The organism is Vibrio sp. SG41-7 (genome assembly GCF_014164465.1).
GTDB classification, from domain to species: Bacteria; Pseudomonadota; Gammaproteobacteria; order Enterobacterales; family Vibrionaceae; genus Vibrio; species Vibrio splendidus.
Genome location: NZ_JACJFF010000024.1, coordinates 43,089 through 55,276 on the forward strand (window position 1 = coordinate 43,089; position 12,188 = coordinate 55,276).

Sequence of the window (12,188 nt, forward strand, 5' to 3'; positions counted from 1 at the left end):
CCTGAATTGTTCGAGAATTTATGGTCCATTGGGGGTTATAATAGTCAAACTAACCCCACCTACACTAACCACACTCTAATTCGAGAGTGTTACGAGAGTTTAATTTGTTAAGTTATCGCCACAGCTTCCACGCGGGCAACCATGCCGACGTAGTAAAGCATATCGTACAGAGCCTTATTCTTAATTCTTTGAAACAAAAGGATAAGCCTTTTGTTTACCATGACACTCACTCTGGTGTAGGTCGTTACGACTTAACGCATGAATGGTCTGAAAAAACGGGCGAATACAAACAAGGTATTGCACGCGTCTGGGCACAAACAGAACTTCCTGAAGACATTCAAAGCTACCTTGAGTCTATCTCTGCACTCAACAATGGCGAAAAACTGCGTTTCTACCCAGGTTCACCACGTGTTGCACGTGCACACCTGCGTGATCAAGACCGCATGGTATTAACCGAACTTCACCCAGCCGATCACCCTCTGCTTGAGCAAGAGTTCCACCGCGATCGTCAGGTATCTATCTACAAAGAAGATGGCTTCCAACGCCTAAAAGGCAGTCTGCCACCTAAAGAACGTCGTGGTTTGGTTCTTATCGACCCACCTTACGAGCTGGCAAAAGAGTATCGTGATGTTGTGACTGCGATTGCTCAAAGCCATAAGCGCTGGGCAACTGGTATCTACGCAATTTGGTACCCAGTAGTAAATCGCTGTGATATCGAAGATATGATCGAAGGCCTTGAAGGCTTAGGCATCAACAAGATTCTACAAATCGAACTTGGCGTATCACCAGACACCAACGAGCGTGGTATGACGGCATCAGGCATGATTGTTATCAACCCACCTTGGAAGCTAGAAAGCCAAATGAACGAAATTCTTCCATTCTTGAAGGAAGCAATTGCGCCGGCAACCGGTCACTTCAAAGTAGAGTGGATCGTACCCGAGTAATCTCGAACTTAACGTCATCGTCTGACGAATACTCAGCAGACTGTGACGTACACGAATAAATTTTAAACAGGGAGATTGAGTTCAACCGATCTGCCCTCAATATAATAATTAGACAATTTAAGAATCTATAGGACGTAGGTGTTCAGTGCGCTCACTGTACCCACAACCTTCAATAAATGGAGAAAGTAATGGCGACTCATTTTGATTACATCTGTATCGGCGGCGGTTCAGGCGGCATCGCATCAGCTAACCGCGCAGCAATGCACGGTGCAAAAGTTGCACTTATCGAAGCTCAAGACCTTGGTGGTACTTGTGTAAACGTTGGTTGTGTTCCTAAAAAGGTTATGTGGCACGGTGCTCAAGTTGCTGAAGCAATCAACCTATATTCAAAAGACTACGGCTTCGACGTTGACGTAAAAGGCTTCAACTGGGGCAAACTGGTTGAAAACCGTCAAGCGTACATTGGTCGTATCCACCAATCTTACGATCGTGTTCTTGGTAACAACAAAATAAACGTAATCAAAGGCTTTGCTAAGTTTGTTGACGAAAAGACCGTTGAAGTTAACGGTGAACACTACACCGCAGATCACATCCTGATCGCAGTAGGTGGTCGTCCAACCATTCCAAACATCCCTGGCGCAGAGCACGGTATCGACTCAAACGGGTTCTTCGACCTGATGGAGCAACCTAAGCGTGTTGCTGTAATCGGCGCAGGCTACATCGCAGTAGAAATCGCAGGCGTACTAAGTGCACTTGGCACAGAGACACACTTGTTCTGTCGTAAAGAGTCACCACTTCGCAGCTTCGACCCAATGATCGTTGAGACACTGGTTGAAGTAATGGAAGCGGAAGGCCCAACACTTCATACGCACTCAGTTCCTAAAGAAGTAGTGAAAGAAGCAGACGGCACGCTGACTCTGCACCTAGAGAACGGCAACACTCAAAACGTTGACCACCTAATCTGGGCTATCGGCCGCCACCCAGCGACTGACGCTATCAACCTAGCATCAACGGGTGTTGTAACTAACGACCGTGGCTACATCAAAGTAGACGAATTCCAAGCAACCAACGTTCCTGGCATCTACTGTGTTGGCGACATCATGGAAGGCGGCATCGAACTAACACCTGTTGCTGTTAAAGCCGGTCGTCAGCTTTCTGAGCGTCTATTCAACGGTCAAACAAACGCAAAGATGGACTACACGCTCGTTCCTACTGTTGTATTCAGCCACCCACCTATCGGCACCATTGGTCTAACGACTCAAGAAGCTGAAGAGCAATACGGCAAAGACAACATCAAGGTATACACGTCTGGTTTTACTGCAATGTACACTGCAGTCACTCAGCACCGTCAACCTTGTAAGATGAAGCTAGTATGTGCTGGCGAAGAAGAGACTGTAGTTGGCCTACACGGCATCGGTTTCACTGTTGATGAAATGATTCAAGGCTTCGGCGTTGCAATGAAGATGGGCGCAACCAAAGCAGATTTCGACTCTGTTGTGGCGATTCACCCAACTGGCAGCGAAGAATTTGTTACCATGCGTTAATCGCAAATCATAAGATTGAAGAAAGAAGCAGGCTTAGGCCTGCTTTTTATTAACCAGCTTGAACAAAAAAAGAACGCACAACGTACTGATATATAAAAAATTATAAAAGATTGTCAAATCTCAGCAAAATCTATAGTTCGTGCTTATAGAATCCCGTTCATAGTAATTCTTGAACAAGTGATAATGTCAGTAGCCAACACCCGCATCACCGATCTTTTTTATCAATTATTGGATCTATCTGAGGCAGAAAAAACAAAATATCTAAAAGAATTAAAAGCACACCAAGTCGATCTATATGACAAGATTTATCCCTTTATCTGCACCTCAGAGCTAGAGCCTATTACACATTTATTTGGTCTGGGTGCCCTCCAAGCTACAAACAAAAAAGCGACTTATTCTGATACATACATTGATAAGTACCGCCTGTCTTACGAAATAGGTCGTGGAGGTATTGGTGTTGTCTATGCGGCGACTCGAGTGGACAAGACATTTCATCAAAATCTTGCCATAAAACTCATTCAGCCAACACTGTCTCACCTCATAGATAAAGAATACTTATTTCATGAAGCCCAAGCACTTGCGACGTTGAACCATCCATATATAACCAAAGTGATGGATGGAGGGACGCATGAAGGTTCTGTTTATATTGTAATGGAACACATAAAAGGTTGTACCCTTAGTGAATACCTTGCTACGTATGCATTAAACAAAACAAAGAAGCTCAATCTATTTTTAAAGATATGCGCTGCTATCTCACACGCACACAAACACCAAGTTCTGCATACCGATTTAAAGCCAGAAAATATATTAATCGATTGTGAAGGTCACCCGAAGATACTCGACTTTAATTTAATGAGAGGAATCAGTGACCAATTATCTGCTTTCCCAATCACAATCAATGCCTACAGCCATGACTACGCTAGCCCAGAGCAAATCAACGGAAGCCCACCCACTGTCCAATGTGACATTTACGCTCTAGGAAAGATCTTAACTTTCATGTTTCCTAAACTACCGATAAGTCAGGGTGACCTTCGCTGCATAATTCAAAAGGCAACACGACGCCACGCCTTACTGCGCTATTCGAGCACCAATGAATTATACAACGACATCAAGCAGCTGCTCGCTTGCCGTCCGATCACAGCACATCAAGATCAACCATTCTACTCCGCCCTGAAACTATGCCAGCGCCATCCAATTCAATGTGCTTTGTCTGCAGTACTTATCTCATGTGGTGTAGGGCTCTACGCGCCTTTAATTAAAAAAAGCCAACAGCTTCAAATAGAAAAACGAGCATCAGAGAGAGTCACAAAACAATTTGTCCGGACACTTTCTCAAATAAAGGAAAGCCATAAAACGAAAGCATCAATCAATGCGGTACTCAAGCATACGCACAAAGCTGTTTTAGGAGACCCAGACATACCAACAAAAACAAAGGCGAAGCTATTACAAATAATCACCCCGCAGGCTGTTCGCTCAGAATCAAAAAAAGGAAACTGCTAAATATGAGTAACCAACTAACCGACATCGAATCGATCGTGAGCGATTGGAAAGCAGGCTATAAAGGGGCTGAACAAAAACTCTATCATTTCGCTTACTCACACCTTTACACACTCGCCCAACAGGAGCGAAAACGGAGTACAACCAAGCATGAACAAAGCTGTTGGGTATCTTGGAATAGTATCAATAATACAACGGCTTTGGTTCACGATGCTTACCTCAAGCTCTCTTCTGCTGACACTCAATCAATAAAAAACACTCGCGATTTTTTATTGCTGGCAACAAAAATAATGCGACAAATACTCATCGATAATGCTCGACGTCAACAGGCACAAAAACGCCAACAACCTACATCCATGAACCATCCAGAACAAGTGCATTTCGAACAACTAATCATTATGGATAAAGCGGTTGATCACTTCACTCTAAACTACCCAAGACAATCAAAAGCGTTCAAGTTGAAATACCTTATGGGTCTTCAAACTCAAGAAATTAGCCAACTTCTAACCTGTAGCGATAGCTTAATTGAAAAAAACTTAAAATTTTCTCGCTTCTGGTTAACGAGGAAAATAAACGCACACCAAACCCAAACCTATTGACATTAAATTTACGGGATTTCACTCTAATTTCGCGTCTTGTGAGATGAAGATAATATGAGTTGACGAAATGATTCAAGGCTTTGGCGTTGCTACAAAAATTAACCGACCTCGCTGTTGATCCGATGACAACTAGATAAACCAGAAGCTGTGCTTTTGGTTTTTTCATTTCTAGCGCACATGAACCTTCAAACAACCATCAACGTAGATACAAAAACCAAAACCTATCTAGAACAGCAATGGAGTTTGTGATGAATCTACTAATTGAGTCATTTGAAGGCGGGATCTACTTGGCTTACCAAATCGTTGGCGAGCAAAAGCAATTAATTAAAGACGACCACCAGCACCCAATGAAGTTTTTGAGTGTTAACCAAGCACGCGACCACTTTAGCGACCAAGGCGTGGCGTCGGCAATGCTGGTTCACAACAGTGCCTACGACGAAATGTGTGGTGAGCATTGTGGCCACACCCAACCGTTCGAGATTGATTTGAAGTGGAGTTAAATCAACTTCAAATCAATCGCGATAAAAATTAAAAGGCTTACATCAATGTAAGCCTTTCTTATGGGAATCACTTTCCCTTTTATTCATTTAAATCAACGCAATGTCCGCTTCTGTCTGCGTTTGATGTTTTGCTCTTTCACAATAAAATCGAACAGTGGGGCGAAGAGGTTGGCGAACAAGATAGCTAGCATGATGCCCTCTGGATAAGCAGGGTTGAGCACGCGAATACCAACCGTCATCACACCGATAAGAATCCCGTAAGCCCATTTACTCTGATTGGTAAAAGCAGCAGAAACTGGGTCGGTCGCCATAAAGAAAGTACCAAAGGCAACGCCACCCAACACAAAGTGCCAGTAGAACGGCATAGAAAACATCGAGTTGGTTTCGGATCCGATCCAATTCATCAAACTAGAGGTCGCCACAAGGCCGATAATCACACCCGCAACAATGCGCCAAGAGGCTATCTTCATGGCAATCAGAATCAGCCCCGTCAACATGATAAGCAGTGACGACACCTCACCCATCGAGCCCGGTATATTACCGATAAACGCATCCATCCAGGTGATCGCCTCGCCAGTCATATTATTGATAAGCGAAGTACTGCCACCCTCATACCATTGACTCAGTGGTGTCGCGCCTGAATAGCCGTCAGCGGCAACCCACACAAGCCCACCCGACATGTTGGCTGGATAAGCGAAGTAGAGAAACGCGCGGCCTGCTAGTGCAGGGTTAAGGAAGTTTCGTCCTGTACCACCGAACAGCTCTTTGGCGACAACTATACCAAAAGTGATACCTAATGCGGCTTGCCAGAGCGGAATGGTTGGCGGGAGGATTAGTGCAAACAGCACCGAGCTAACAAAGAAGCCTTCATTAACTTCGTGCTTGCGAACGACTGCAAACAAGACCTCCCAGAAGCCACCCACAACAAACACTGTGGCATAAACAGGTAGAAAATAGAGTGCACCAAGCAACATCTGACTTGCCCAGCCACTTGCTATCAATGACTGCGCATCACCAAATGCCCATGACAAGCGCCAGCTGCTTTCAATAACAGAGGTAAGTTCGTTAAGTTGATAACTGGACGTTAATGCGAGGAAGCTTTGGTGTCCGACGTTATACATCCCCCAAAACATCGCGGGAAAGGTCGCTAGCCACACCAGGATCATGATTCGTTTGAGATCGATACTGTCTCTAACATGGGTCTGACCTCGGTTTACGTTGCCAGGCGTATAAAATATGGTGGCGAACGCTTCATACACTGGATACCATTTTTCATACTTACCACCCGCTTCGAATTGAGGGGATACGCCCTCTAACCACTTATTCAATTTCATATCTTTATAACCTCATTTTATGTGAGTCAATGGCAATACGAAACAAATAAGGTTAGAGAGCAATTTGCATAGTCCACCTTCATAAAGCGGACCTTTAACCAACTATTTGCCATGAGTCTCTGAGAAATAATCAAGAACCAAACTTTGGGGAGAAGATCACACATCGTTTTTCCCTGAAAATTTCTCAAAAATGCGACTAGTTAGCTCATTTTTTCATATGCAATTGATAAAAATATCGAAAAAGCATCTAAAATTCTTATAGAATGCGCGCATAATAAAAAACATAAAAAAGATCAGTTGTGCAAAATAAAAGCAGTGGTTCCACTGAGGTCTTTTATCACCTCATGGATCTCTCCGACGCGGAAAAAAGTCTCTATCTAGAGCGACTAGAGCAAGAACAACCCAGCTTATATCAGCAAATACTTCCTCTCATTAACGAAGTATCCTCAGAGCAGATAACATCACTGCTCGGCTTTCACGCACAACAAGCAACAGGATCCGAACTTAGCCTCACCGACACCTTAGTCGATAAATACTATATATCTCATGAGCTCGGTCGCGGTGGTATGGGAGTTGTCTACTCAGCCAGTCGAGCAGATAGGACCTTTGAACAAGACTTAGCGATCAAATTCATACAGCCAGCTCTTACACATATTTTAGGTAAGCATGCTCTATTCCAAGAAGCGCAATTACTCGCACATTTAAACCATCCATGTATAGCCAAAGTGTTTGACGGCGGAGTCTACGAAGAGTCGGTCTACATTGTGATGGAACGGGTTGAAGGGGAAACACTTTCTCTGTACTTACAGAATCGTTCTTTCAGTGAAAAACAAAAGCTCAGTTTATTTAAAGAAATTTGTTCAGCAATTGAACATGCCCATCAGAAACAAGTACTGCATGCTGATCTCAAGCCTGAAAATATCTTAATTGACCCTTTGGGTTCACCTAAGATTCTCGACTTCAATCTAACCCAAAAGGTCAAACAACCTGCACCCCACCAAAGCTCAGATGCCTCCATACTAACAGCCTACAGCAAGGCCTATGCCAGCCCAGAGCAGATTGCAGGTCACTTCTTAACTCAACAAAGTGATATTTACTCACTGGGTAAGGTTCTAGCATTGATTTTTGACTCTTCTTCAAACTTAGATATTAATCTAATTGTAGAAAAAGCGACAAACCACGAACCTTATCGTCGCTATGCCAGCGTAAGTGAATTGCGCCAAGATATAGTACGTATCTTAGAGTTCCGCCCCATTTCTTTGAGAGAGAAGCAGCCGCTCTATTCATTAGCAAAGCTCTTAAAGCGACGCCCGGTGCAGAGTGCTCTAACGATTCTATTACTTCTGTCAGGCGCCACATTTTCAACAGCGATATTCCATAAGAATGTGCAGCTACAAAAAGAAAAGCTAGTCGCGGAAGAGATGATGTATGAAGTGACGAGCCTGCTGTTTCATGCCAAAGGCAGTGATGCAGCAAAAATGTCAGTAGGCACGATGCTTGAACTCACTAGACGTCGGATATTATCAAACCCTGATTTACCCAAAGACGTTAAACAAAAAATGCTATTAGCCATGCTGACGCCATCACCTGAAAAGTCCGTGATTAACAAAAATAAAGAAAAGTCATCCAATAATTAATTATGAAAAAAATACTTCTCCTACTGATAACTCTCTATTCAACAAGTCTTTACATTCGTGCTAATGGTAGCGAACCTCTCACCGGGTATTTTATTGATTCCCCAGTATCAGGGCTTTACTACGAAACCAGCTCCAATCTTTCGGGCACCACTGATAAAGGGGCATTCCAATACAATTCAGGTGATATCGTCAGCTTTTTTATTGGCACCGACAATTCGGGTTACTTGCTGACAACGCTTTCTGGCCAGGAGGTAATAACACCAACCCTCTCGTCAACTCGTCCAAGCCGCAGCATCAACATGACTCGTTTACTTCTATCGCTTGATGATACTCCAGAACACCGCGATGAAATCATCTTAGCGAGTAAAGTTTTATCTGACGTAGAGTTTCAAAAGAAGCTCAAAAATCTCGACTTAAGCTACTTAGATGCTCAAGAATTAGGCATTGATCTTGTTTCAGTCAAAGAAGCTGCAAGACACCTCAACCAGAGCCAAGAATACATCAAGAATAACTTCGCCTCAGAGGAAATCATTTTTTCTCCGAAAGACAAAGTGCTTCATAATATTATTATTGCTAAGAAAGACTATGCCGGACGCGCCTGCTTTTACGACTTAGCTCATCACACTAATCCAAAATACAAAGGTCCGATTGGAGAGCTTAGTTACCAAATCACAGACACAGAACTCATTCAGTTCCCAGGAACCGGCGACTATTTTAACGGATGTAACCTACGCCCTTACCAGACACCCCAGAAGATCATTCGCGAGCCATTATCCAACAGCGATGGTTGGACAGGCTTTACCAGTTGCGCTCAAAAAGGCTGCACACGCCATGATTTGAGTGGATTCTCAATTGAAGACTACAACGATGAAGGGGACTGGAAGTACCGTACCGTTGCATTGGATTTTGATACCGAAACTGAGCTATTGATGGAAAAAACCCAAGGTTTGGGACAGAAAGAACACATCCGTCACTCAAACAAAGCTGAGATGATTTGGTTTACCTACACCAATGATCGCGGTAATCACATCCCTTATGAAGGTGTTTGGCAACATACTCAATATCAACAAGCCGACATCATAAATGAGTGCCTACTCATCAAAGATAAACGCATTTTTCTTGGCCCAAGCGACACTGAGACATGCTCAACAAACCACCAGCAATACACGCAAGAGGTTACAGAAAAATTTGGAGATATGTGGTGGCTGACGAACCCAGAGCCTACAACTTCTCTTGCCCAGATGAATGTCACCGTGCGTTGGTATGACTCAGTACCACAGCAGCATTTCACCGCATGGGAATATTTACCTGCAGGTCAAGATTGGGACCAAGGCATACTCTATAGATTCAAACAAAAAATTTCACTAAACCCTGATAAATCCCATAATATCAGCACCCTATCAGTTTCTGAATTTACCAAGGTGAGGTCTAACAGCTAATGGCAACTGCAACTCCAGATATCACACAAATCATCCAACAATGGCAATCCGGCGATAAAAGTGCCGAAACCGATTTATATCAATTCGCTTACTTACAACTAAGACACATTGCTCAACAAGAACGGTCTCGCAGCGCCCAAAAATATGGTACTGATAATCAAGTACTGAGCGACAGCATGAACAGCACGACTGCTTTGATTCATGACGCTTACCTGAAGATCTCCTCATCTGACCTTCAATCGATCAAAAATAAAAAAGACTTTTTCCTTATGGTTGCAAAAGTGATGCGCCAGATTTTAATCGATAATGCTCGCCACCTTCAGGCAAAAAAACGCCAACAGATAACCATACTGAGCGACAGCCAAGACGATAGGTTCGAGCAATTAATGATCATGGATAAAGCGATAGATAACTTCAGTATTCATTATCCACGACAGTCTCAAGCCTTCAAGCTCAAGTACTTGATGGGTATGAAAAATAGAGAGATTAGCGAGCTCCTAGAGTGTAGTGAAAGTCTGATTGAGAAAGATCTCAAGTTCTCTCGCTATTGGCTACAGAGCAAATTGGTATAACGCATGAAAAAACGTGTATATCTTGTTGTGTTAGTTGGGTGTAGTAGTTTGTTTGGGCTTCCATCATGGTTAGCTTCACAAGAACCGTCCACTCAGTCATTGTTAAAAGAAACCAAGTCATCGTTATCCGACCCGGCGTCCTCTAGGACTGGCTCAAACGAGGCTGCTTCCACTCCATCGAATGATTCAGAAGCATCCATAAAGGCTTTCATTGAAAGTAAACCAAAACAGACGCTCAAGGTCGTGGCTACCTCTGCATTGACTGCCTCCGGGGAGCCTGAGTTTTTACGAGAAGAATTCAAACCAATTGACACTGTTACTCAAACGTTGATTGTGTCAAATGAAGGCGAACGAACAGACCGCAATCAGAAACCACGAGTAAACTCAGCGATCCAGCAGAGTATTCAACACGAAATCAATCAATGGCCCTTAACGGAAAACTCTCCGATTAACCACTCGGTTGATATTACAGGACTATTTGAAGATCCTGATGATGACCTACTGACGACACAAGTCGCCGTTAATCACCCGAAGTTCTCAGTTTCGAATCTCGGCGAAAAGACAAGCATCCAAGGCACCCCAAAAGTAGGTGAGGCGCCAACTCAGCTTATTGCTCGAGCCAAAGATAATTACCATGGTTCAGAAGAGAATGCATGGGTTACAACCCGCTTTTCTCTCCCTTCAATCTCTTCAGGGCTTGAGGACGATGGTTTGCACCCTTTGATTGGTGAAACTTGGTATCGACTGGAAACCAACCATCGATTTTCAGGCAAGACTTACAATTATGAAAAGGTATACTGCGAAGCTTTTAAATTTATCAATGATGAAGTGTTCTTCGCATCTTCGAACACCTTAACCACCTGCCCGAATGAATATGAACTGCGTATAGTAGGGAGTTATCAGGTTGATGGTGATGATCTTATTGTCTCTAGCACTCAGTCAATATTTGACCATGATATGCGTTGGAAAATCTTGGAAACCTATCCAAGTCACCCGACGTTCACCACCGCTCATGTGACACAAGTAAAAATGGGCAATGAATATGAAACTTATACGGTTGCCTCTAAAACTCAAATAGAGCAACGCATAAACACTATTACAGGCTTAGAGGCGCTACAACTGACACCAGTCAACTATATGTACTTGGCTAACGACGGTCACTACTACTTAGGATGGTATGGCATGCATATTGGTAATTACCAATTAACGAACCCAGACTGGCCCGATGAGATGGATGGTGACTTAAATATACAGTCTTACAATACAACAGTTATTTGCGAAGATTTACTCGACAAGTTTAATCACTACTCTGTTGGTGGGCAAGGCGTATATGGCGATATCATAGGTCAAACCATCGGCGAAAATTTCGAGCCTATCGAGTGTGAAGGACGACCACTGGGCCACCTTCAATATTCCTTCTTCGATGTCGACTTTTTAGAGTTTGATGAGTTCAAGCATGGCGAAGTATTTAGCATCATACTTCGCCCCAAGCTCGAGTGGCGTCATAAGGTTGAAGAGATCAAACTCAATGTTAGATTCCTAGGCCCGGATGGTTAAAAGCTCCATAATGCCTGCAAGCCGGTACTGAATGTATAGGTGTCGGCTTCAAACTAAGCTGTAAACCCGATCTCAGTTCGTAGATCATATCCCTCGACAGCCTCTCTGTAACCAAAGACGAAAAACTAGATGCCTGCAAATAAAGTCAAATATATTTTGTGGCTTTTTTCGGAATTTACGTGTGTTGTAAAACAAACGATACCCAGTAAAATATGCGCCCAGATAGTATAAACCCCAGAACAAGGAACAAGCAGAGCTTGGCTAGAGCTCGCTAAAAAGGATATTACATGAAAAAAGTTAGTTTACTAGCAGCGTCAGTGGCTTTCGCCTTAACAGGCTGTGGTGGTTCAGACGGTGATAGCGGTGATAGCGCTCGTGGTGCGGTGATTACCGCTATTGATGGTTACTTACAACATGCTGAAGTATGGGTTGATACGGATGGCAACTTCGAACTTGATGCTTCTGATAAGAAACTTGACGTCGAGACAGATGAGAATGGTCAATTCACTCTACCAGACAACCACAAGGACAGCGTTGTATTTATCAAAGCAATCAAAGATAAAAC

Annotated in this window: 10 protein-coding genes and 1 pseudogene; 10 read left to right on the top strand and 1 reads right to left on the bottom strand. The window is 43.4% G+C overall.

The annotated features are described in order from the left end of the window. Positions 1-104 precede the first annotated feature (104 nt). From H5300_RS09075 to H5300_RS09095, 5 genes are all read left to right on the top strand, one after another. Positions 105-944: a 23S rRNA (adenine(2030)-N(6))-methyltransferase RlmJ gene (locus tag H5300_RS09075; protein WP_029224298.1), complete on the top strand. Its 840-nt coding sequence runs from the start codon at positions 105-107 to the stop codon at positions 942-944. Between the two features lie 188 nt (positions 945-1,132). Beyond that, complete coding sequence (gene gorA / locus H5300_RS09080) at positions 1,133-2,488, top strand: glutathione-disulfide reductase (protein WP_182795810.1); 1,356 nt, start codon at positions 1,133-1,135, stop codon at positions 2,486-2,488. Positions 2,489-2,671: 183 nt separating this feature from the next. Beyond that, positions 2,672-3,988 carry a serine/threonine-protein kinase gene (locus tag H5300_RS09085; RefSeq protein WP_182795811.1) on the top strand — a complete coding sequence of 439 codons (1,317 nt, stop codon included), beginning with the start codon at positions 2,672-2,674 and terminating at the stop codon, positions 3,986-3,988. A 2-nt stretch (positions 3,989-3,990) separates the two neighbouring features. Continuing rightward, a complete protein-coding gene (locus tag H5300_RS09090; protein ID WP_182795812.1) occupies positions 3,991-4,584 on the top strand; it encodes an ECF-type sigma factor in 594 nt (197 codons plus the stop codon). Positions 4,585-4,832: 248 nt separating this feature from the next. Then, the gene (locus H5300_RS09095; RefSeq protein WP_029224300.1) at positions 4,833-5,084 is read left to right on the top strand and encodes a DUF6482 family protein; all 252 of its coding nucleotides are present in this window, start codon (positions 4,833-4,835) and stop codon (positions 5,082-5,084) included. 92 nt (positions 5,085-5,176) lie between these two features. On the opposite strand, the gene H5300_RS09100 is transcribed toward H5300_RS09095, so the two are convergent. Beyond that, on the bottom strand, positions 5,177-6,418 hold the full coding sequence (locus H5300_RS09100; protein WP_065682886.1) for an NADH:ubiquinone reductase (Na(+)-transporting) subunit B: 1,242 nt from the start codon (positions 6,416-6,418) through the stop codon (positions 5,177-5,179). Positions 6,419-6,762: 344 nt separating this feature from the next. On the opposite strand from H5300_RS09100, the gene H5300_RS09105 reads away from it, so the two are divergent. The 5 genes and pseudogenes from H5300_RS09105 to H5300_RS09125 all read left to right on the top strand — a co-directional run. Next, positions 6,763-8,055, top strand: coding sequence for a serine/threonine-protein kinase (locus H5300_RS09105; RefSeq protein WP_050546418.1), 1,293 nt, complete (start codon positions 6,763-6,765; stop codon positions 8,053-8,055). A 2-nt stretch (positions 8,056-8,057) separates the two neighbouring features. Beyond that, a complete protein-coding gene (locus H5300_RS09110) occupies positions 8,058-9,494 on the top strand; it encodes a hypothetical protein (RefSeq protein ID WP_017086349.1) in 1,437 nt (478 codons plus the stop codon). Then, positions 9,494-10,066, top strand: coding sequence for a sigma-70 family RNA polymerase sigma factor (locus tag H5300_RS09115; RefSeq protein ID WP_182795813.1), 573 nt, complete (start codon positions 9,494-9,496; stop codon positions 10,064-10,066). Before H5300_RS09110 ends, H5300_RS09115 begins: the two co-directional genes overlap by 1 nt. A gap of 3 nt (positions 10,067-10,069) precedes the next feature. After that, positions 10,070-11,623: a hypothetical protein gene (locus H5300_RS09120; protein WP_182795814.1), complete on the top strand. Its 1,554-nt coding sequence runs from the start codon at positions 10,070-10,072 to the stop codon at positions 11,621-11,623. Positions 11,624-11,910: 287 nt separating this feature from the next. Beyond that, positions 11,911-12,188: pseudogene (locus tag H5300_RS09125) on the top strand (acid phosphatase); the annotation flags it as partial.

What these genes read in the sequence shown, in the direction of transcription:
- gorA (WP_182795810.1), top strand. Translation starts at nt 1,133, where the DNA reads ATGGCGACTCATTTTGATTACATCTGTATCGGCGGCGGTTCAGGCGGC.
- H5300_RS09085 (WP_182795811.1), top strand. Translation starts at nt 2,672, where the DNA reads ATGTCAGTAGCCAACACCCGCATCACCGATCTTTTTTATCAATTATTG.
- H5300_RS09090 (WP_182795812.1), top strand. Translation starts at nt 3,991, where the DNA reads ATGAGTAACCAACTAACCGACATCGAATCGATCGTGAGCGATTGGAAA.
- H5300_RS09095 (WP_029224300.1), top strand. Translation starts at nt 4,833, where the DNA reads ATGAATCTACTAATTGAGTCATTTGAAGGCGGGATCTACTTGGCTTAC.
- H5300_RS09100 (WP_065682886.1), bottom strand. Translation starts at nt 6,418, where the DNA reads ATGAAATTGAATAAGTGGTTAGAGGGCGTATCCCCTCAATTCGAAGCG.
- H5300_RS09105 (WP_050546418.1), top strand. Translation starts at nt 6,763, where the DNA reads ATGGATCTCTCCGACGCGGAAAAAAGTCTCTATCTAGAGCGACTAGAG.
- H5300_RS09110 (WP_017086349.1), top strand. Translation starts at nt 8,058, where the DNA reads ATGAAAAAAATACTTCTCCTACTGATAACTCTCTATTCAACAAGTCTT.
- H5300_RS09115 (WP_182795813.1), top strand. Translation starts at nt 9,494, where the DNA reads ATGGCAACTGCAACTCCAGATATCACACAAATCATCCAACAATGGCAA.
- H5300_RS09120 (WP_182795814.1), top strand. Translation starts at nt 10,070, where the DNA reads ATGAAAAAACGTGTATATCTTGTTGTGTTAGTTGGGTGTAGTAGTTTG.